Annotated in this window: 20 protein-coding genes; 11 read left to right on the forward strand and 9 right to left on the reverse strand. The window is 71.2% G+C overall.

The genetic code is table 11. From position 1 onward, the window contains the following. Window positions 1-16 precede the first annotated feature (16 nt). The 5 genes from CRYAR_RS02830 to CRYAR_RS02850 all read left to right on the forward strand — a co-directional run bounded on the left by CRYAR_RS02830 (window position 17) and on the right by CRYAR_RS02850 (window position 3,896). Complete coding sequence (locus tag CRYAR_RS02830; RefSeq protein WP_051569650.1) at window positions 17-1,264, forward strand: MFS transporter; 1,248 nt, start codon at window positions 17-19, stop codon at window positions 1,262-1,264. A 22-nt stretch (window positions 1,265-1,286) separates the two neighbouring features. Next, entirely contained in the window at window positions 1,287-1,673 is a 387-nt protein-coding gene (locus tag CRYAR_RS02835; RefSeq protein WP_157017288.1) for a hypothetical protein, read from the forward strand. A 62-nt stretch (window positions 1,674-1,735) separates the two neighbouring features. After that, window positions 1,736-2,053: a DUF2530 domain-containing protein gene (locus CRYAR_RS02840; RefSeq protein ID WP_035848276.1), complete on the forward strand. Its 318-nt coding sequence runs from the start codon at window positions 1,736-1,738 to the stop codon at window positions 2,051-2,053. A gap of 71 nt (window positions 2,054-2,124) precedes the next feature. After that, window positions 2,125-3,072, forward strand: coding sequence for a daunorubicin resistance protein DrrA family ABC transporter ATP-binding protein (locus CRYAR_RS02845; RefSeq protein ID WP_035848278.1), 948 nt, complete (start codon window positions 2,125-2,127; stop codon window positions 3,070-3,072). Then, window positions 3,069-3,896, forward strand: coding sequence for an ABC transporter permease (locus CRYAR_RS02850; protein WP_035848280.1), 828 nt, complete (start codon window positions 3,069-3,071; stop codon window positions 3,894-3,896). Before CRYAR_RS02845 ends, CRYAR_RS02850 begins: the two co-directional genes overlap by 4 nt. Here the strand turns inward: CRYAR_RS02850 and CRYAR_RS02855 are convergent. From CRYAR_RS02855 to CRYAR_RS02865, 3 genes are all read right to left on the reverse strand, one after another. Further along, entirely contained in the window at window positions 3,878-7,141 is a 3,264-nt protein-coding gene (locus CRYAR_RS02855; protein ID WP_035860254.1) for an AfsR/SARP family transcriptional regulator, read from the reverse strand. The genes CRYAR_RS02850 and CRYAR_RS02855 overlap by 19 nt on opposite strands. 106 nt (window positions 7,142-7,247) lie before the next feature. Continuing rightward, the gene (locus CRYAR_RS02860) at window positions 7,248-8,006 is read right to left on the reverse strand and encodes a DedA family protein (protein ID WP_051569652.1); all 759 of its coding nucleotides are present in this window, start codon (window positions 8,004-8,006) and stop codon (window positions 7,248-7,250) included. Window positions 8,007-8,079: 73 nt separating this feature from the next. After that, window positions 8,080-10,236, reverse strand: coding sequence for an MMPL family transporter (locus CRYAR_RS02865; RefSeq protein WP_211247239.1), 2,157 nt, complete (start codon window positions 10,234-10,236; stop codon window positions 8,080-8,082). Window positions 10,237-10,457: 221 nt separating this feature from the next. Here CRYAR_RS02865 and CRYAR_RS02870 point away from each other — a divergent pair, with 221 nt between their 5' ends. Further along, the gene (locus tag CRYAR_RS02870) at window positions 10,458-11,048 is read left to right on the forward strand and encodes a TetR/AcrR family transcriptional regulator (protein ID WP_051569653.1); all 591 of its coding nucleotides are present in this window, start codon (window positions 10,458-10,460) and stop codon (window positions 11,046-11,048) included. A gap of 44 nt (window positions 11,049-11,092) precedes the next feature. Here the strand turns inward: CRYAR_RS02870 and gabT are convergent, their stop codons facing one another. The 4 genes from gabT to CRYAR_RS02890 form a co-directional block, all read right to left on the reverse strand. Then, window positions 11,093-12,487, reverse strand: coding sequence for a 4-aminobutyrate--2-oxoglutarate transaminase (gene gabT / locus CRYAR_RS02875; protein WP_051569654.1), 1,395 nt, complete (start codon window positions 12,485-12,487; stop codon window positions 11,093-11,095). Between the two features lie 73 nt (window positions 12,488-12,560). Continuing rightward, window positions 12,561-13,760, reverse strand: coding sequence for an esterase-like activity of phytase family protein (locus tag CRYAR_RS02880; protein ID WP_051569655.1), 1,200 nt, complete (start codon window positions 13,758-13,760; stop codon window positions 12,561-12,563). A 70-nt stretch (window positions 13,761-13,830) separates the two neighbouring features. Continuing rightward, window positions 13,831-14,139, reverse strand: coding sequence for a DUF202 domain-containing protein (locus tag CRYAR_RS02885; RefSeq protein ID WP_035848289.1), 309 nt, complete (start codon window positions 14,137-14,139; stop codon window positions 13,831-13,833). Next, window positions 14,136-14,510 (reverse strand): YidH family protein, encoded by a 375-nt coding sequence (locus tag CRYAR_RS02890; RefSeq protein WP_035848291.1) that lies wholly within the window; start codon window positions 14,508-14,510, stop codon window positions 14,136-14,138. The genes CRYAR_RS02885 and CRYAR_RS02890 overlap by 4 nt, the downstream gene beginning before the upstream one ends. A gap of 194 nt (window positions 14,511-14,704) precedes the next feature. On the opposite strand from CRYAR_RS02890, the gene CRYAR_RS02895 reads away from it, so the two are divergent. Next, window positions 14,705-15,334 carry an ACT domain-containing protein gene (locus CRYAR_RS02895; RefSeq protein WP_035860263.1) on the forward strand — a complete coding sequence of 210 codons (630 nt, stop codon included), beginning with the start codon at window positions 14,705-14,707 and terminating at the stop codon, window positions 15,332-15,334. Between the two features lie 278 nt (window positions 15,335-15,612). Next, window positions 15,613-16,083, forward strand: a complete 471-nt coding sequence (locus tag CRYAR_RS02900; protein ID WP_035848295.1) for a DUF4870 domain-containing protein — start codon at window positions 15,613-15,615, stop codon at window positions 16,081-16,083. 58 nt (window positions 16,084-16,141) lie between these two features. Here the strand turns inward: CRYAR_RS02900 and rpsD are convergent, their stop codons facing one another. Further along, window positions 16,142-16,756 (reverse strand): 30S ribosomal protein S4, encoded by a 615-nt coding sequence (rpsD, locus tag CRYAR_RS02905; protein ID WP_035848297.1) that lies wholly within the window; start codon window positions 16,754-16,756, stop codon window positions 16,142-16,144. A 63-nt stretch (window positions 16,757-16,819) separates the two neighbouring features. On the opposite strand from rpsD, the gene CRYAR_RS02910 reads away from it, so the two are divergent. From CRYAR_RS02910 to CRYAR_RS02920, 3 genes are read left to right on the forward strand one after another with little or no spacing between them, the layout of a single operon-like run. Beyond that, complete coding sequence (locus tag CRYAR_RS02910; RefSeq protein WP_157017290.1) at window positions 16,820-17,644, forward strand: DUF2470 domain-containing protein; 825 nt, start codon at window positions 16,820-16,822, stop codon at window positions 17,642-17,644. A 55-nt stretch (window positions 17,645-17,699) separates the two neighbouring features. Continuing rightward, the gene (locus CRYAR_RS02915) at window positions 17,700-18,440 is read left to right on the forward strand and encodes a GNAT family N-acetyltransferase (RefSeq protein WP_035848298.1); all 741 of its coding nucleotides are present in this window, start codon (window positions 17,700-17,702) and stop codon (window positions 18,438-18,440) included. Then, window positions 18,437-19,276 (forward strand): lysophospholipid acyltransferase family protein, encoded by an 840-nt coding sequence (locus tag CRYAR_RS02920; RefSeq protein ID WP_051569657.1) that lies wholly within the window; start codon window positions 18,437-18,439, stop codon window positions 19,274-19,276. The genes CRYAR_RS02915 and CRYAR_RS02920 overlap by 4 nt, the downstream gene beginning before the upstream one ends. Here the strand turns inward: CRYAR_RS02920 and CRYAR_RS02925 are convergent. Beyond that, window positions 19,202-20,677, reverse strand: coding sequence for a glutamate-cysteine ligase family protein (locus CRYAR_RS02925; protein WP_035848300.1), 1,476 nt, complete (start codon window positions 20,675-20,677; stop codon window positions 19,202-19,204). The two genes, CRYAR_RS02920 and CRYAR_RS02925, sit on opposite strands and share 75 nt — an antisense overlap. Window positions 20,678-20,747 lie beyond the last annotated feature (70 nt).

Raw genomic sequence — 20,747 nt, forward strand, 5'->3', positions numbered from 1 at the left:
CCCCGCACTACGAACCATGTTCTCCTCGTTGAGCGTCCGGAACTACCGGCTGTTCGCGGGCGGCCAGATCGTCTCGCTCACCGGCACCTGGGCCCAGATGACCGCGCAGGACTGGCTGGTGCTGGACCTGTCGCACAACTCCGGCACCGCGCTCGGCGTCGTGACCGCTCTGCAGTTCACCCCGGTGCTGCTGCTGACGCTCTGGGCCGGCGCGCTGGCCGACCGGCTGGACAAGCGCAAGGTGCTGATCGCCACCCAGGCGGCATCGATGCTGCTCGCGTTGGGGATGGGCGCACTCGTGGTCACCGGCTCGGCGCAGCTGTGGAACGTGTACGTGTTCGCGCTCCTGCTCGGCACCGTGAACGCGTTCGACACCCCGACCCGGCAGTCGTTCATCTCCGAGATGGTCGGCCCCGACCGCCTGCCCAACGCGGTGTCGCTCAACTCCGCGACGTTCAACTCCGCGCGTCTGCTCGGCCCGGCCGTCGGCGGTCTGGTCATCGCGACGTTCGGCACCGGCCCCGCGTTCCTGCTCAACGGGGCCAGCTACGTGGCGGTGCTGATCGGCCTGTTCGCGATGCGCCCCGGCGACCTGCTCACCGGTAAGCGGGTGGAGCGGGGCAGGGGCCAGGTCGCCGAGGGCCTGCGTTTCGTCTGGGGCCGGAAGGACCTGCTGCTGGTCATCGCGATGATGTCGGTGCTCGGCACGCTCGGCATGAACTTCAACCTGACGCTGCCGCTGCTGGCCAAGGTGGAGTTCGACGTCGGTCCGGCGTCGTTCGGTCTGCTCTCGGCCGCGTTCGCCGGTGGGGCGTTGATCGGTGCGTTGATCGGAGCCCGGCGCACCACGCGGCCCTCGGCCCGCTGGGTGTTGAGCTGCGCGGTGGTGTTCGGCGTACTGGAGTGCGCGGTGGCGTTCACTCCGAACTTCGGGATCGCGGCGCTCGTGTTGTTGTTCGTGGGTCTGGCCTTCATCGCGCACAACAACGCGGCGAACGCGCGCGTGCAGCTCGGTACGCCCGCACACCTGCGTGGCCGCGTGATGTCGCTGTACATGTTGGTCTTCCTCGGTGGTACTCCGCTGGGCTCACTGATCGTCGGTCCGATCTCGGAGCGCTACGGCCCCCGGGCCGGCCTGCTGCTGGGGGGCGCCGCGGTGCTGATCGCCGCGCTCACGCTCGCCGCCGCCCGCATGAGGGCACGAAATCGGGAGACGGCGTCAGAGCGACAGAAGCTAACTTCTGTGGCGGCAGTGAGCAATTAGCGAAGACGGGGAAGGAAGCACGATGGCTCGACTCGTTCCGAGGTTTGTCGGCGCCGCACTGGCGACCGCGGCGTTAGCCGGCACGATGGGCTGCTCGCTCATCGGCGCCGACAACACCGAGGCGTGCGAAAACATCCAGACGGTGGTGAAGGAGTTCACCTCGTCGTCGGTGAAGAACGTCGACGACCCGGCGGCGCTGGGGGAGTCGTACCACAAGCTCGCGGACGACATCCGCACCGAAGGTGCGAAGGGTGACGGCGACCTCGAGGACGCCACCAAGGACCTCGGTGCGGCGTACGACAAGCTCGGTGACAAGGTCAGCAACCTGGCCAACGACCCCAACCCGTCGATCCCGGATTCGGGCGAAGTCACCGCGGCCGGAGTGAAGTTCAAGCAAGCCTGCGAGTAACGGCGAGGTTCGGTGCGGCCCCTCTCCGCCGCGCCGGACCACTCCCGCGTTACGCTGCCGATATGGCTCGCCGTCCGACACGTCCGACGCCGGAGCCCCTGGATGTCGACGCGGTGAGCGTCGTCACGGCAGGCACCGTGCTCTGGGGAGTCGGCGCCCTCGTGCTGGCGACCTTCGGCCGCGGCTGGCTCTCCGACCACGACGACGAGTGGTGGATCTGGACCTGCGTCGCCGGGTTCGTGCTCGGCCTGGTCGGTATCGCGTTCGTGCGCCGCCGCCGTAGCAAGCTCGGACGGGTGGCGGCGGCCCGCGCCGAGCAGCCCGTCGCGCCCGCGGTGCCGGCCGAGACCGAGCCCGCGCAGCGCACGGAAAAGGCCTGACAGCGAGATGTGCGAGGCCTGACAGCGCGAGCGCGCACCGTGGAGTCATCCCGCTGACAGGAGACTCCGCGATGTCCTACGCGATCGAGGCCGAGGGCCTCGTGAAGCGGTTCGGGTCGACGACCGCGCTCAACGGCGTCGACCTCGCCGTCCCGACCGGCACGATCCTCGGCGTGCTCGGCCCCAACGGGGCCGGGAAGACCACCGCGGTCCGCGTGCTGGCCACCCTGATCAAGCCCGACGCCGGCCGGGCCCGCGTCGGCGGCTTCGACGTTCTCACCCAGGCGCAGTCGGTGCGGGCCCGGATCGCGGTGACCGGGCAGTACGCGTCGATCGACGAGGACCTGACCGGCACCGAGAACCTGACGATGATCGGCCGGCTGCTCGAGCTGTCCCGCCGGGACGCCAAGGCCCGCGCCCGTGAACTGCTCGAACGCTTCGAGCTCACCGAGGCGGCCGGCCGCTCGGCGAAGACGTACTCCGGCGGCATGCGGCGCCGGCTCGACCTGGCCGCGAGCCTCGTCGGCCACCCCGACGTCATCTATCTCGACGAGCCGACGACCGGCCTCGACCCGCGCAGCCGCGGCGAGGTCTGGTCCACGATCCGCGCGCTCGTCGCCGACGGCGTGACCGTGTTGCTGACCACCCAGTACCTCGACGAGGCCGACCAGCTGGCCGATTCGATCGCGGTGATCGACCGCGGCGAGCTGATCGCCACCGGCACCCCCGACCAGCTCAAAGCGCAGGTCGGCGACCAGACGATCGAGGTGCACCCGCTCGATGAGGCCGACCTCGCCGACGTCGAGGCGATCGTGGCCGCGGTCACCCGGGTGCGACCCACCCGGAACCAGGCCCGAGGGCTGGTGACCGCTCCGGTCGCGGAACCCACGCTGCTCGCCGACGTCGTCCGCCGGTTGGACGACGCCGGGATCGCGGTCGGCGAGCTGGGCCTGCGCCGGGCCAGCCTCGACGAGGTGTTCCTCACGCTCACCGGCCACCCGGCCGAGGACGCCGCATGACCGCGACCCTGGTGGCCACGACGCCCTCGTCGCCGGTGGACGAAGCTCCGGTCCGGTTCGGGCCGGTACGGACGCTCCGGCATTCGCTGACGCTCACCTGGCGCAGCCTGATCAAGATCAAGCACTCGCCGGAGCAGCTGCTCGACCTCACGCTGCAGCCGATCATCTTCGTGCTGCTGTTCGTCTACCTGTTCGGCGGCGCGGTGACCGGCGACCGGCACGTCTACCTCCAGTTCGTGCTGCCCGGCATCCTCGTGCAGAGCGTCGCGTTCGCCAGCCTCGGCGTCGGCCAGAGCCTCGCCGGGGACCTGCAGACGGGGGTGTTCGACCGCTTCCGCACGATGCCGATCGCCCGGTCGGCCCCGCTGATCGGCGCGGTGCTCGGCGACGTGGTGCGCTACCTGGTGACGATCGCGGTCGTGCTGGGCTTCGGTGCGGTGATCGGATTCCGGATCGAGACCGATCCCTTCTCCACGCTCGCCGCCTGCGCGCTCGTGCTGCTGTTCGCGTTCGGACTCTGCTGGGTCACCGCGCTCGTCGGCCTGCTGCTGCGCAACCCCCGGACGGTGCAGGGCATCGGTGGGATGCTGATGTTCCCGCTGACGTTCGGCAGCAACTTGTTCGTGCCGACCGACACGCTCCCGGGCTGGCTGCAGGCCTGGGTGAAGGTCAACCCGGTCACGTTCGTCGTCGAAGCGACCCGGGGCCTGCTCACCGGCCAGGGAGCGATCGCCGGGCCCGCGGTCAAGGTGGTGATCTCGGTCGCGGTGCTCTGCGCGGTGTTCGTTCCGCTCTCGCTGGCGGTCTACCGCCGGCGCACCTGAGTCAGGAGTTCGCGGGCCAGGTCCAGCACGTCGTCCTTGGGCATGGTCTCGCCGTCGCGGTACCGGGCCTCGAACGTCGATGGGCCCAGCGCCTCGGCGGCGAGTTCCCGGGTACGCACCACGTCCGGATTTCCCAGGTCGGGCAGCCCGCGGACCAGGGCCGCGGCACCGAGGAGCTGCGCCGCTCCGGCCGGGTCGCCGAGTGCGAGCGCGACGGCCGCCGCGGTGTCGAGCGACCCCCCGAGGACGGGGGAGTCGTGCGCCTCCGCGGCCTGGCTCAGCGCTTCCAGCACGTAGTCGACGGCCTGCTCCGCCTCGCCGACGGCGACGAGCGCGTACGTGTAGTCGGCGAGCAGCAGCGCGTAGATCTGCGGAGGGCCGTACGGGTGCGCCCTGTACCGCTCGATCTCGGTCGTGAGCAGGGCGGCGGCGCCGGTGAGGTCGCCGGTGAGCCGGAGGACGGTCGAACGCGCGGCGCCCAGGAAGCCCACCGCGTTGTCGTCGTCGCCGAGGCGGGCGACGTGGGTGGTGCTCTCGTCCAGGTACGCCCGGGCCCGCTCGAAGTCGCCGATCCGGGCCCACTCCAGCGCCAGCCAGAGCAGGACGCGGGGGAGGTCGTCGAACCCGTTCAAGTCGTAGATCAGCGCTCGGGCCTGTTCCAGCGCCTCGATCGCGCCGCGGTGGTCCCCGCGCAGCGCCTTGATCGACGCGAGTGAGCTGAGCACCGCACCGCGGCCCCAGCGGTCACCGATCGACTCGAACGCCGAGCGCGCGGACTCGAACAGCTGCTCCGCGACGAGCAGGTCGCCGTCGTTCTCGTGGAGGTTCGCGTCGAGGAAGAGCGCGAGCGCGCTGACCCACGGGTCGGGGTGCCGGTAGACCCGCTCGAGCTTCTCCTGGACCTGGTCGTTCCGGTCGCCGAGGAAATGGATGATGCTGTCGGCCAGCACGAGCACGGGATGGGCGTCGGGTGCGGTCGCGAACGGCTTGATCAGCTCGGTCACCCGTTCCGCCTCGCGCTTCGCCTCCTCGTAGGTGCTGCGCAGGCTCGCCGCGGTCAGCCCGGCGAACGCGGTGACGATCGCGGCGCTGACCGGGGGCGCCTGGTCGGCGAGGGGCAGCACCGCGGTCGCCCACCGGTCGGCCTCGGCGTGCGCGCCGCGCAGCGCCCAGTACCAGGCCAGCCCGGCGACGAGCCGGACCGCAGGGTCACCGCGCCCCTGGTCGACGGCCCAGCGCAGCGCGGCGGTGATGTTCTCGTACTCGGCGGTGAGCGTGTTCGCCCAGGTGCGCTGTTCCGGGCTCCGGAGCTTCGGTTCGGCCGTCTCGACCAGCTCGACGAAGTAGGCCAGCAACGCGTCCCGGGTGGCGGCCGTCTCACCGGCCGTCTCCAGCTGCTCGGCGCCGAACGCGCGGACGGTCTCCAGCATCCGGTAGCGCGGCGGTTCGGCCTCCGCGACGAGTTCCACGAGTGACTTGTCCACCAGCGACGCGAGCGTCTCCAGCACGTCACCGGGGCGGAGCAGGTCGTCGTCGGCGCACACCCGCTCGGCGGCGTCGACGGTCGCTCCGCCGGGGAACTGCGACAGCCGCCGCCACAGGACCTGCTCCTGGGCGGTCAGCAGCTCCCAGCTCCAGGCCACCACCGCGTGCAGCGTCTGGTGGCGGGGGAGCGCGGTGCGGCTGCCCGCGGTCAGCAGCCGGAACCGGTCGCCGAGCCGGGCCGCGAGCTGCTCCGGGGAGAGCGAGCGCAGCCGGGGAGCGGCCAGCTCGAGCGCCAGCGGCATCCCGTCCAGGCTGCGGCAGATCTCGACGATCGCGTCGACGTTCTCCGGGGTGAGCGCGAAGCCGGGACGCACCGAGGCGGCCCGGTCGACGAGCAGCTGGACGGCCGGGTAGCGGGCGGCCTGCGCCGGCGTCAACCGCCCCGGTGGCGGCAGGGCGAGGCTGGGTACCGGGTGGAGCCGTTCGCCGGGAACGCCGAGCGGCTCCCGGCTGGTGGCGAGGATGCGCAGCTCCGGGCAGTCCAGCAGCAGCGAGTGGGCCAGTGCGGCGATCGGTTCCAGCAGGTGCTCGCAGTTGTCCAGCACGAGCAGCGTCGGACCGGCGCTCAACGCCTTCACCAGGATCGCGTCCACGTCCTGCGGGGCGCTGGCCTCGTTGGAGAGCTTCGTGTCGAGCAGACCGACCTGACGGCGTCCGAGGCCGGTGAGCACGGCCTGCGGCACCTCGTCGCCCTCGCCGATCGGCGCGAGCGGCACCATCCAGACGCCCCCGGTGTTGCGATCGGTGAGGCGGGCTCCGGACTCCTCGGCCAGGCGCGTCTTCCCGGCGCCTCCGGGGCCGATGAGCGTCACCAGCCGCTCGGCGGCGAGCAGGTCGGCGACCGCGGCGAGCTCGGTGCGCCGTCCGACGAACGTGGTCAGCTGCGGGCGCAGATTGCCCCGGGTGCGCGCGCCGTTCGTGGTGACCGGCCGGGGCGCGGCCGGCATGCGCACGGACTGCTTGGCCGGTACGCCGGGGCTGCCCAGCACGGTGGTGTACGCGCCTTTGAGCACCGCGCCGGGGTCGACGCCCAGCTCGTCGGCCAGGCGCCGCCGGATGCGGTCGAACGCGGTGAGTGCGTCGGCCTGCCGCGACGCGCCGTTGAGCGCGAGCACGAGTTGCGCGTGCAGACGTTCGCGGAGCGGGTGTTCGGCGGTCAGCTCCTCGAGCTCGGCGACGACCTCCGGGTGCCGATCGAGCGCCAGATCGGCGTCGATGCGATCCTCGATCGCGGCCAGCCGGGCGTTCTCCAGGCGGGTGACCACCGCGGCCCGGAACGGGGCGTCCCCGATGTCGGCCAGCGCCGGGCCGCGCCAGAGGCTCAGGGCTTCACGCAACGTCTCGGCGGCGCCGGCCGGATCACCGCTCTCTAGCGTGCGCCGCCCGGCGGCGGCCAGGCGTTCGAACCGGTGGACGTCGACGGACTCCGGTGCGACCGCGAGCCGGTAACCGGCCGGGGCGGACTCGACGACACCGGCGGGCAGCGTTCGACGCAACCGGCTGACCAGGGACTGCAGTGCGTTGCCCGAGCCGGCGGGCGGATCGTCGCCCCAGACGGCGTCGACGAGCGTGCTGACCGTGACCATGCGCCCGGCGTCGAGCGCGAGCCGGGCGAACGCCGCACGCAGCCGGTGGCCACCGACGGAGACGCTCGCGCCGTCGACCGTGACCTCGACCGCACCCAGCAGCCCGATCTCCACCGTTCGCACCCCTCCGCCGTCCCCGCTCACCGACATTCTCTGCCTTCCTGGCTTCCTCGGCGACGGAGATCCCCGGGTAGCGGTTCGGCGGAGGGCGAAATGCCGGTCAGGGGCGACGACGATCGGTCCGCCGCCGGGGCCGTACGACGCCGAGCGCGGTGCCGGCGTAGCCGCCGGCCAGGACGCGACGCAGCGTCGAGACCACCGGCACGACCGGCGGGGCGGGTACGTCCACCGGTCTCTCGGTGTCGGGGTCCTCGGCCTTCCGGGCCTGCCGCCTCCGCCGCCGCCGAACCGCCCACCAGCCGACGAACAAGAGCGCCAGCACGACCAGCCCGGTGTTGCCGATCACTTCCTCGACCCGGTGGTACGAGTCGGCCGCGACGTACCCCAGCAGCGGGGAACCGATGCCCCACAGCAGGCCGCCGGCCAGCGCGGCCGGCAGGAACGTCAGGGCCGGTACGCCGGACGCACCGGCCGCACCGGGGGTGACCGTCCGCAGGAACGGCAGGAACCGGCTGGCGACGATCACGAGCGCGCCGTGCCGTCGCAGGGTGGCGGTGGCGCGGTCGATCTGCGCGCGACGTCGGCGCAGCAGCCGGCCGTTCAGCAGGGCCGGGCCGAATCGGCGACCGAGCAGGAAGCCGGTGGTGTCGCCGGCGATCGCCGCGACCGCGACCAGCGGGAGCACGACCTCGAGCGAGATCTGGCGCTGGGCCGCGAGCACCCCGGCCACGATCGCCGCGGTCTCGCCGGGAAGGAACATGCCCAACAGCACCGCGGTCTCGGCGAAGACGACCGCGACGACGAGAGCGTAGAGGACGGGTGCGCGGAGGTCGGTCACGAGTTCGACGACCCAGTCCATCACGCCTCCTTCCGCGCCGTCGCCGGACGCTCGTACTCCAGCGTCCGGCGACAGTCGATTGTGGGCAAGGGATTTAGCCCACGGCTACCGGCTCGCGCTTCTCCTCCGGGCGCGGCGGGGCGACCGGCTCGTCGGCCGGCTCCACCGTCAGGTGCGGCAACCAGCGGTCGAGCCACTTCGGGATCCACCAGTTGGCCCGTCCGAACCAGTGCATCAGCGCCGGCACCAGCAGCGTCCGCAGGATGAACGCGTCGATGAAGACCGCGCTCGACAACCCGATTCCGAACTCGGCGATGACCCGCTGGCCCTCGAAGATGAACGCGCCGAAGACGAAGATCATGATCGTCGCGGCCGCCGTGATCACCCGCCCGGTGCTGGCCTGCCCGACCGTGACCGCCCGCCGGTTGTCGCCGGTGTGCACCCACTCCTCGTGCATCCGGCTGACCAGGAACACCTGGTAGTCCATCGACAGGCCGAAGAGAATCGCCAGCATCATGACCGGCAGGAACGCCTCGACCGGCCCGGCCGCGCCGATGCCGAGCGCCTCGGCGCCCCAGCCCCACTGGAACACCGCGACGATCACGCCGAACGAGGCTGCGGCCGCGAGCACGTTCATCACCGCCGCGGTGAGCGGCACGAGCAGGCTGCGGAACGCCACCGTCAGCAGCAGGAAGCCCAGCGCGATGATGACGCCGAGGAACAGCGGCAGCTTGCTGGTGAGCACGTCGGCGAAGTCGTCGAAGATCGCCGTCATGCCACCCACGTGCACCTGCATCGTCGTGCCGTCCTCGACGCCGGGCACGACGTCGTCACGCAGGCGCTTGATCAGGTCGCTGGTCTCCTCCGACTGCGGGGAGGACGTCGGGATCACCTGGACGATGCCGACCTCGGCACCGGGCTGGGTGGGCACCGCCACGACCGCGGCGACCCCGGGATCCTTCCGGACCTGCCCGACCAGCTCGTTGAGCGCGGCGGTGTCACTGGGCGACTTCAGCTCGGCGACGAGCTGCAGGGGCCCGTTGAAGCCGGGCCCGAATCCGTCGGCGAGCAGGTCGTACGCCTTGCGCGTCGTCGAGTCGGCCGGGTCGTTGCCCTGGTCGGACGCGCCCAGCCGGAGCGAGAGCGTCGGGATCGAGAGCACCGCGATCAGCGCGATCGCGATCGCGGCCAGCATCCGGGGACGCCGTTCCACGATGCCGGCCCAGCGCGCCCAGAAACCGCGGGCGTGCGCCTCGTGCGGCCCCTCGGCGGCCAGCCGGCGGCGTTCGCGGCGGGAGAGCACGCGCATCCCGAAGAAGCCGAGCAGCGACGGCAGCAGCGTGATCGCCGTCAGCACGGAGAAGAACACCACGATCGAGGCGGCGACGCCGACGCCGGTGAGGAAGTTCAGGTTCAGCACGAGCATGCCGAGCAGCGCGATGCAGACCGTGATGCCGGCGAAGACCACCGCGCGGCCGGACGTGTTCAGCGCGCGGACCGTCGACTCCTCGACCGACATCCCGGCCATCAGGCCGTTGCGGTGCCGGGTGACCACGAACAGGGCGTAGTCGATGCCGACGCCGAGCCCGATCAGCGCGGCCACGGTCGGCGCGATCGTGCCGATCGTCATCACGTGGCTGAGCAGGATGATCGACGTGGTTCCGGCGGCGAGCGCGAGCACCGCGGTGATCAGCGGGATCGCCATCGCCAGCAGCGAGCCGAACGCGATGAGCAGGATCACCGCGGCGGCGATCAGGCCGTAGACCTCGGAGCTACCCGGCGGAGCCTGGGTGGCCTGCTGGATCGCGTTGCCGCCGAGCTCGACGTCGAGGCCGTCGGTCCGGGCCTTCTCGGCGGTCGAAATCAGGCTGTCGACGGCGTCGAGGTCGACCTCGTCCTCGACCGAGCCCTTGAACGTGACCGTCGCGTAGGCGGTCTTGCCGTCCTGGCTGATCTGCCCCGCACCCTGTTCGGTGTACGGGCTGGCCACGGACGCGATGTCCGAGCGGTCGGCCACCTGGCCGAGCATGCCCTCGATGCGCTGTTGAACGGCGGCGTCCTTCACCGTGCCGCTGTCGGTGTGCCAGACGATCGTGTCCGACTCACCGGCCGCGTCCGGGAACGCGCCCTGCAGCAGGTCCAAGGCCTTCGTCGACTCGGTACCTGGTAACGCGAAGCTATCGTTGTAGGCAGTGCCGACGGACTGGCTGGCGGCACCGAGGCCCAGCAAGCCGACGACCCAGAGGACCACGACGACGATTCGATGCTGATAGCACCACCTGGCCAGACCGGCCATGGCTACACCCCCGCGGGCTGGAATTAATCGATCGGTCGGTTAATACTTTGGGTAGCCTAGGGCTGCGTGTCAACTGTGTGGTGGCCGCTGTCACGTGGAATTCACAAGACCTGTCCGTTGGCGCGCGAAGTTCGTACGCTGGAGGACCGGTGATTTCGTGGTGAGAGGGGTGTGACGTGGCGCGGACAGCTGGAAGCACGGCCGAGGGCACGCGGCAACGGATCCTCGACGCCGCGACGAAGTTGTTCGAGCAGCGTGGCTTCGCGGGAACGTCCATCCGCGACCTTGCGGTGCTCTGCGGCATGACGAAGGCGGCGCTGTACTACCACTTCCCGTCGAAGGAAGAGGTGCTCCAGGCGCTGATCACGCCGTTCCTGGACGACGTCGACCGCATCGTCGCCGCCACCGCGGCCGGGCAGTGGTCACGGGCCGAGCTGGTGAAACGGCTGATCACGCAGATGAACGAGCGGGGGGAGTTCCTCACCGCGGTGCTGAGCGACCCATCGGTGAAGCACACGATGTTCGAGCGGCTCGGCATGAACGCCCGGATGGAGCGGCTGCTCCAGGTGCTGGCCGGCTCCGACGACCCCGCGGCGCTGCTGCGCGGCCGGTGCGCGATGGGCGCGCTGATGTCGGGTCTGCTGCACCACCAGAGCCCGGGCCAGGCGGGCCCGCTGCTCTCGTCCGCCGAGCAGAGCGTCGTCTGCGCCGCGGTGCTGGCGGTGCTCGACTCCGAAGACCCGGTGCGCGAGGCCGCCGCCGTCTGAGCGGCCGTCGGAGTGGAGGCGGGCGCCCCCACCCCGATCGACGCTCAGTCCGTGTCGGGCCTCGGGTGCGGCGCCGCCTCGGCCGCCGGAAGGGACTTCGCCACCTCGTCGAACGCGTCGGCGATGAGCTCGAGCGCCTCGGTGAGGAGATCCTCGCCGATGACCAGCGGCGGCAGGAAGCGGAGCACGTTGCCGTAGGTGCCGCAGCTCAGCGTCACCAGGCCGCGCTGGTGGCAGGCCTTGTTCACGGCCCCGGCCAGCTGGGCGGCCGGCGTGGTGGTGCCCGGTTCGACGAGCTCGACGGCGAGCATCGCGCCGCGGCCGCGGACGTTCCCGACGAACGAGTGCCGCTCGGCCAGCTCACCCAGGGCGGGCAGCATGATCTCGCCGATCCGGCGGGCCCGGCCGGCCAGGTCGCGGCTTTCGATCTCCTCAATCGCGGCCAGTGCCGCCGCGCACGCGACCGGGTTGCCGCCGTACGTGCCGCCGAGCCCACCGGCGTGGGCGGCGTCCATGATCTCGGCCCGGCCGGTCACCGCGGCCAGCGGCATCCCGCCGGCGATGCCCTTCGCGGTGGTCACCAGGTCGGGCACGATGCCCTCGTGCTCGGAGGCGAACAGGTCGCCGGTGCGGCCGAAACCGGTCTGGATCTCGTCGGCGACGAACACGATGCCGTTCGCCGTGCAGTACTCGGCGACGGCGGCCAGGAACCCGGGCGCCGGCTCGATGAAACCGCCCTCACCCTGGATCGGCTCGATGATCAGCGCGGCGACGTTCTCGGCCCCGACCTGCTTGTCGAGGACGCTCAGCGCGCGCGCCGCGGCGGCCGGACCGGAGGCGTCGAGCCCGGCGTCGGAGTCCCGGTACGGATAGGACATCGGTAGCCGGTACACCTCGGGCGCGAACGGCCCGAACGAGTGCTTGTACGGCATGTTCTTCGCGGTCAGTGCCATCGTGAGGTTGGTGCGGCCGTGGTAGCCGTGGTCGAACACGACGACCGCCTGGCGCTTGGTGTAGGCGCGGGCGATCTTCACCGCGTTCTCCACCGCCTCGGCACCGGAGTTGAACAGCGCCGAGCGCTTCTCGAAGTCGCCGGGGGTGAGCCGGTTGAGCGCTTCGCAGACCGCGACGTACCCCTCGTACGGCGTCACCATGAAGCAGGTGTGGGTGAACGCGGCCGCCTGGGCCGCGACCGCGGCGGCCACGGCCGGGTTCGCGTTGCCGACGTTGACCACCGCGATGCCGGAGCCGAGGTCGATGAGCTGGTTGCCGTCGACGTCGACGACGATGCCGCCGCCCGCGGCCGTGACGAAAACCGGGAGCCCGACGCTGACCCCCGACGCCACGGCCGCGTTCCGACGAGCGAGCAGTTCCTCGGAGCGGGGCCCCGGGATCGCCGTGACCAGCTTGCGCTCCTGTGGAACACCGGTCTGAGTCATTTGGCCCTCCCGAGGCGCTCTAGATCGCGGAAACCGCAGTATCGCACGGCCTCGGCGACGGATCGAGTGGTTGTTAACGCAGTCCAGGGATGGATATCTCGATCAGTTCGATGTCGTCGGCCTTACCCGTGATGCGGCCGTCGTTACTCGGGAAATTGTTGTCGTTGGTGACGAACACCGTGTCGCCGTGGAGGGGCAGGATCGTCTCCACCGACTGGAACGGGAACGCGAACGTCGGCCCCACGCCGAACTCGCCCTCGCGCGCGGGCGACGAGATTCCCCTGGGGTCGGCGATCGTCAGCAGGTCGGCGATCGTCGTCGACTTCACCGCGCCCGACTTGTCGGCCTTGTCGAGGTCGGCGATGTGGATCCGCTTCACCTTCGCCTCGGCGCCTTCGAAGTTGTCGCGCTCCAGCCAGGCGATCCGGTGCCCGTCGAGCACCTGCGCGTCGGCCACGAGCTGCCCGACCGCGCCGACGTCGATGGACCACGTCCTGCCCGTGTACTTGTTCTCGCGGATCGAGAACTCGTACACGACCCGACGGGTCTTGTCGGTGTCGGCGACCTTCGGTCCTTCGAGGATCGGGTAGAGCGTCTTCCCGTCCGTCGAGACCGCCATGGCCTCGAAGCCGTTGCTGGCGGCCAGCGAGGGGGTCTCGCCCGCCTTCAGGTCCGGCGACTGCGGCGACCTGGTGCCGTCGGCCAGCGGGATCGGGGCCTGGAGCACCTTGCCGGTCCGGTCGACCTCGATCAGGTACGGGCCGAACTCGTCGCCGATCCAGAGGTTGCCGTGCGCGTCGCGCTGCAGCGATTCGATGTCGAAGTCCGCACCGGTCAGCAGCCGGTCCTTGGTGTTCTTGTTGACGATGTCGAACGGGACCTTGTGGTCGGGGTCGCGGAAACTGACGAACCCGTCGATCTTCACGTCGCCGTGCCGGTAGTCCGGCTCGACGTAGTAGGCGCGCAGCAGGAAGTCCGCGGAGTTGTTCTTGGCGCCGAAGCCGTTGTCGGGCATCGCGAGCAGACGCCGGCCGGACTCGTCACCCGCCGACGCGGTGATCGCGGCCGAGAAGCCGGGGATCGGCTGACCCGTGAACGGCGGCGTGATGCCGTTCACGGTGGTCTTGTCCAGCGCGGTGCCGGAGTCCGGCCCGGGCTGGTAGTCGGTGGCCGAGATCGCGGCGCGCCCGAGGAGCGTCACCGCGTCGGAGTGAGCGGTGGCCGGGACCGCGGTCAGCGCCAGCGCGGCGGTGACCGGAACGGCGAGACTCAAGAACCTGCACCAGGGTTGCATGGCGAGTATCGAAGCGGTTTCCGGCGAACATTGCATGAATCGGGGCAAGCTACCGAACCAACACCACGCCTCCCAGCGCGGCCGCCAGCACCGCCCCCGCGGTGATCGCGACGATCGTCCCGGGGCGCGGGGGTGCCGGGCGTGGGTGCCGCAACGCGATCCGGCGGCGCTCCCCGAGGTAACAGGCGCCCAGCACCAGCCCGGCGACCACCGTGATCGCGGCCGCCGCCGGCAGCAACGGCCAGTGCACGAGCATGCCGCGCGAGACCAGCAACCCGACCCCGAGCAGACCGATCAGCGAGCGCACCCAGGCCAGCGCGGTGCGTTCCGACGCCAGCCCGGGCGGCCGCGGCCTCATCGGTCGATACCCAGCAGCACCACGACGACGAGGAGGACCGCACCGGCGGCGACCACCACCGCGAGGATCCGCGGATAGGAGGAGGGCGGCAGGTCGTTCCCGGACCGCATCTGCCGCTCCACGTGCATCCAGCGGACCGAGGCGTGGACAGCGGTGGCTGCCCCGAGGACGAGCAGCACGGTGGCGATCGAGATCCGGAGCGCGGTCGGCCGGCCCAGCTCGGGCAGCAGCTGGTCGACGGCCAGCCCGCCCCCGACGAGAGCCAGCGCCGTCCGGATCCAGGCCAGGAACGTGCGCTCGTTCGCCAGGGAGAACCGGTAGTCGAGTTCGTCTCCCGGATCGGTAGGCCTTGTCTCGTTTGGTGGGCGCACGTCTCATCCTACGAATGCCCGGTGTTTGAGCCCGGTGGTACTGCGGGAACATGGAGGGCGGGGAGGGTCACCCGTTCTGCCGGTACTTCGGTGCCGGCGTTCACGCCCGCAAGGGCACGCGGTGGCCTTCCCTTTCGTGTGTGGCGCTGACCACCAGCAACACGCTGGTAACGCGGCCGTGGCAGGCTGAGCTCATGTTGCTTCGGGTGCGGGTTTCACTGCCGGACCGGCCTGGTGCGCTCGGTGCCGTGACCCGCACGCTGGGCGCGGCCGGCGCGGACATCCTGCAGGTGACCGTGCTCGAGAGCGTGGTCGGCCGGGCGCTCGACGAGTTCACGGTCTCGGTGGCCAACCCGGCGGTCCGCGAGCGGGTCGCCGCGGGGCTCGAGGCCGCACCCGGCGTCCGCGTCGAGGGCATCTGGGAGACGGTCGAGCCGCCGGGCGCACTCTCCGACCTCGGTGTGCTGTCCCAGATCGCGGCCAACCCCGGCCGCGGACTGGCCACTCTGGTCGATGCGGCCCCGGCGCTGTTCAGTGCGGGCTGGGCCGCACTCGTCGAGACCGAACCGTCGCTCACGGTGATCAGGACGAGCTGGCAGGCGCCCGAGACGTTCACCTACCCCGAGCTGACCCCGTTGCGTCCGCGGACGCTCTCCGTGCCGGACGGCCCGCACCTGGCCGTGACCCCCTTCGACGGCACCACCACCGTGCTGGTGATCGCCCGCCACCACGCGCCGGCGTTCCACGACGTCGAGCTCACCCGTCTGACGGTCCTCGCCGACATCGTCGGCGCGATCGTCGGCAAAGAGGCTCTCCCCGCCTGATCGCAGGCGACACGGTCCACCGTGACCGGCGGAACCAGGGTTTCGCTGTGTTTCTCGCCATGTAATTGCTGTCGTTCGACCGACATCGATTTCGCTTGCGCGCGGTTGGATGGTTATGGAGGGGTGAACAGCCATCCGGGGTGTCCCCGGGGTTCGGCTGGGTACTCGGCCAGGGCAAGAACCAGTGGGATCCCTGACGCACTCGGACACCGTTCGCGAGCACGATGGGCGCACACCGGACGACAACGGGGGTCCGGGGGAAGTCGAGGAGGGTTCGGATGAGCGTCATGACGCCGGTGCTCGACGGTGGTGTACGGCCGGTACGGCTGCGCCCGTCGCGTCGCCCGGCCGCCGCTACCGCTCCCACTACCGTGCGTGAGCAGAAGGTCGCCGCGCCGGTGCGCGTGCGGACCACGCTCGCGCCGACCGCGACCGAGCGGGCCTGGGTGGTGCTGGCCCACCTCTCCGGGGCGGTGTCGAGCGCGGCCGGTCCGATGGTGATCTCCCGGCTGGTCGGCGAGCGGTCGACGTACGTGAAGGAGCAGGCGCTGGCCGCGGCGAACTTCCAGCTCGCGTTCCTGGCCGCGCTGGCGCCGATGCTGCTGCTCGGCGTGCTGACGTTCGGGTTCGCGGCGCTGTTCCTGGTGCCGCTGGTGCTGGCCTGGCTGCTCACCACCGTGCTCGCGGCGCTCTCGGCCGCGGGGGGCGAGCGGTACCGCTACCCGGTGGGCTTAGCCGTTCTGCGTTGAGACCAGAAGCAACTCGAGGGCGGCCCGTGCGGGCCGCCCTCGTTCGTTTCCGCACCGGTCAGCGGGAGTAGAACTCGACGACCAGCTGCTCGTTGCAGATGACCGGAACTTCCGCACGCACCGGGTCGCGCAGCACCCGCACGGTCAGGTTGCTTATCGAAACGTCGAGATAGGGCGCGGTGGGCCCGGAGCCGACGTGGGCGCCGGCGGCCGCGGTGACGAACGGCGTCATCGGGCGGCTGCGTTCGTGCACCTGCACGACGTCGCCTTCTTCGACCCGGTACGACGGCTTGTCGACCCGCTGCCCGTTGACCGTGATGTGCCGGTGCGTCACGAACTGGCGGGCCTGGTAGATCGTCCGCGCGAAGCCGGCGCGCAGCACCGTGGCGTCGAGCCGGCGCTCGAGCAGCGAGACGAGCACGTCGCCGGTCTTGCCGGCGCGGTTCTTGGCGGCCTCGTCGAAGACGCGACGCAACTGCTTCTCGCCGATGTCGTACTGGAAGCGCAGCCGCTGCTTCTCACGCAGTCGCAGCGAGTAGTCGCTCTGCTGCCGGCGACGTCGGCCGTGGACGCCGGGCGGGTACGGACGCCGCTCGAAGTACTCCACGCTCTTCGGCGTGAGCGGAATCCCCAGCGCCCGCGACAACCGGACCTTGGGCCGGGACTTGTTCATCGAACACCCTTCTAGGTTAGGCTTCACTAACTAAGGTGAGCCTAACCGTATTTTGGAGGCGTGATGGAGCCGACCCCGGCAGAAGTCGCTCGTACGTTGGCGGCCGGGCATCTGCCGGCCCGCATCCGCACGTCCGGCGAACCGGCCGGCGGGTCGCCGGTGCCCGAGTTCGCGGTCACCCACGTCACCGACCGCATGGGTCGGGTGCTGCTGCTTCTCGCCGAGGACAGCCCGGTCGACCGGGCGTTGCGTCCGGTGGCCGCCGACGGTGACGCGGTGGCGCAGCTGACCGTGGCCGACCGGCAGCCGGTGGCCGGCAGCCCGTGGCGCGGCCGGATCACGATGTCCGGCTGGGCCACCCGGCTCGCCGGAATCGCCGCGCACCGCGCCGCGATGGACTTCGCCGAGGTGAACCCGATCGGCGAGCTTCTCGACATCGGCCGCGGCAGCGTGCTGTACCGGCTCGACCTGGCCGAGATCGAGTGGGTGACGCCCGGCTACGACGCCGAGGACACCGGCCCCGACGGTCTGCGCCGCACCGACGTCGACGTCGACGCGTTCCTCGACGCCGAACCCGACCCGTTCGCGCCCGAGGAGCAGAAGCTGCTCCACGACCTCGCCGACCACCACGAGGACCTGCTGGCCGAGTTGTGCGCCCAGGCCAGGGAGACCGCGGTGCCCGGCGCGAGCAACGCCCGTGCGCTCCGCCTCGACCGCTACGGCCTGACGCTGGGCGTCGAGGTGGCGGGGGAGGAGCGGTGGATCCGGGCCGGGTTCCGCCACCCGATCGGCGATCTCAAGGAACTCGCCGAGGTGTTCCACCTGCTTGCCTGCTGCCGTTGCCGTCCGGAGTCCCATCAGCACTCCCCGGAAACCCACGCGCACTGAAGGGTTCACCGGCCGTTCCTTACGCCCGAGGCCCGTGCGGCGTTACACCTCGCATATGCCTTCAAGCGTTCTCGTTTCGGCGGGGTACTCGGTGGTTCTCGCGACCGAAGTCGCTGAGATCCGCGCAGCTCAGGAACTCCGTTACCAGGTTTTCGCGACCGAACTCGGCGCGGCGATCGACGGACCGGGCGTGGACGTCGACCGGTTCGACGCGCTCTGCGACCACCTACTGATCCGGGACGACGCGACCGGGGCCTGCGTCGGCACCTACCGGATGCTGCCGCCCGGGCGCAGCACCGAGCTCTACTCGGACGGTGAGTTCCGGCTCGACCGGCTCGCGGCGCTGCGTCCGGACCTCGTCGAGACCGGACGCTCCTGCGTCCACCCCGATCACCGCAACGGCGCGGTGATCGGCCTGATGTGGGCGGGCATCGCTCGCTACCTGCACCTGTCCGGTCACCGCTGGTTGGCCGGGTGCGCCTCGGTGCCGCTCGCCGACGGAGGCGAGGCGGCCGCCGCGACCGCGGCCGTGGTGAACGCCAGGTACCTGTCGCCGGACACGCAGCGGGTCGAGCCGCGCAACCCCTGGCACGGCCCGGCCGGCGCCCCCGCGCGGCTCGCGCTCGTGCCGCCGCTGATCCGCGGCTACCTACGCCTCGGCGCCAAGGTCTGCGGCCGGCCCGCGCACGACCCCGGGTTCGGCACGGCCGACTTCTTCGTGCTGCTCTCGCTCGCCGACACCGACCCCCGGTACCTCCGCCGATTCTTGGGGCAGCAGAGTCCGGGTGCATCGTGATCTGGGCGCCATACTCACCCTGCGCGGTCGGCTGCCTGGTGGGGGACGAGGACAGGGTCCCGATCTCGACGGCGGTGCTCCGGATCGTCGCGCTGCTCGCCGCCGTGCTGGCGGTGATCCCGCTGGCGGTGGTGTACCCGCTGCTCAGTGCGGCCGAACGAACCGCGGTGGCCGGTGGCTGGTGCCGGTCGCTGCTCCGGGCCCTCGACGTCCGGATGGTCGTCGACGCCCCGGCCGAGGCGCCCGCCGGGGCGCTCGTCGTCGCCAACCACATCTCGTGGCTGGACATCCTCGCGGTGGGCTCGGTCCGTCCGGGCCGGATGGTCGCGAAGAACGACGTGCGCGGGTGGCCGCTGATCGGTGCGCTCGCGACGCGCGGCGGCACGATCTTCGTCGATCGCCACCGGCTCTCGACGCTGCCCGGCACCGTGGCCGACGTGCGCACCGCGCTGCTGTCCGGTTCGCGCGTCGTCGCGTTCCCCGAGGGCACGACCTGGTGCGGTGCCGAACGCGGCCGGTTCTACCCGGCGGTGTTCCAGGCCGCGATCGACGCCGGAGCGCCGGTCGAGCCGGTCACCGTCCGGTACACCGCGGCCGGTCGGCCCACCACCGTCCCGGCGTTCCTCGGCGACGACCCGCTCACCGCCTCGGCGTGGCGGATCGCCCGTGCCCGCGACGTGGTCGTGGAGGTGCGGTGCCACCCGGTGCTCGCACCGGGCGGCGACCGCCGGACGCTCGCCGCCGCCGCGGCCGCGAGCGTCTCAGTCGTCCGACCACGTGTGGACCGGCTCGTTGGAGTGCATCCGGGCGAGGTAGTCGACAGTCATCCGGCGTAGTGCCTCGTCCCGGCCGAGGCCGGAGCGCTCGTACTTCTCGACCGCGGCCACCTGCCACTCCGCGCCGGTGCGGTGGGCCAGGCAGCGCCCTTCGACGATGCCGAGCAGCCGGTCGCGTTCGTCGGCGGACACCCCCCAGGCGTCCAGGCCCTGCGCGGCCATCGGCAGCAGGTGGCGCAGGATGAGTTCGGAGACCGGCACCTCGCCCGCGCCGGGCCAGTACTGCCGGCTGTGGATGCCGTCGCGGGCGCCGGCGTGGAAGTTCTCCTGCGCCGCCGCGAACGACATCTGGCTCCACACCGGTCGCTCCGAGTCGACGAGCGCACGCACCAGCCCGTAGTAGAAGGCCATGTTCGCCGCGATGTCGACGACGGTCGGCCCGCCGGGGAGCACCCGGTTCTCCACCCGCAGGTGCGGACGACCGTCGACGACCGCGTAGACCGGCCGGTTCCAACGCCAGATCGTGCCGTTGTGCAGCGTCAACTCCGGGAGCGACGGGGTGCCGCCCGCAGCCAGCACGGCTTCGGGATCCTCGTCCTCGCAGAGCGGAAGCAGCGCGGGGAAGTACCGGCTGTTCTCCTCGAAGAGGTCGAACACCGACGTGATCCACCGCTCGCCGAACCACACCCGCGGCCGCACGCCCTGCGCCTTCAACTCGTCCGACCGGGTATCGGTGGCCTGTTCGAACAACGGGATCCGGGTCTCGGCCCAGAGCCGGTGCCCGAACAGGTACGGCGAGTTCGCGCCGAGCGCCACCTGCGCACCCGCGATCGCCTGGGCCGCGTTCCAGTACGCCCCGAACGTCGTCGGGCTCACCTGCAGGTGGAACTGGACGCTGGTGCAGGCGCTCTCCGGAGCGACGCTGTCGGCGTAGGTGTCGAGCTGCTCGACCCCGTCGATCCGGATCGGCAGGTCTTCGCCCCTGGCCGCGAAGATCTGCTCGTTGAGCAGCCGGTACCGGTCGTTGGCCGAGAGCGTCCCCAGGTTGACGTGCGACTCGCGCAGCGTCGGGAGGATGCCGATCAGCGCCAGCTGGGTGCCGAGCGGACGCGCTTTCTCGTCCGCGGCGTTGAGCGCGTCCCGGACCTCCTTCTCCAGTTCACCGGCTCCGGCCGCGGCGATCCGGCGCGGCGGCATGTTGATCTCCAGGTTGAACTGGCCGATCTCGGTGGCCCACTGGTCGTCGGCGATCGCGCGCAGCACCTCGGCGTTGCGCATCGCCGGTAGCCCGTCGTTGTCCACCAGGTTGAGCTCGATCTCCAGACCGGTGAGCGGCCGATCAAAATCGAAGCGTGACTCGGCCAGCATCTGCGCGAGCGTGTCCAGACACTGCCGGACCTTCTCCCGATAGCGACGGCGGTCATCCCGAGTGAATTCCACCGCAGGTACGTCCCGACCCATGCTTCTCCCCTCGGTCAGGGCATCGGTCTTTCGTTCCCGATACCCCTCGCCGGTGGTGTGCGAACCCGTG

Origin of the sequence: Cryptosporangium arvum DSM 44712, from assembly GCF_000585375.1 — a bacterium.
Classification (GTDB): Bacteria; Actinomycetota; Actinomycetes; order Mycobacteriales; family Cryptosporangiaceae; genus Cryptosporangium; species Cryptosporangium arvum.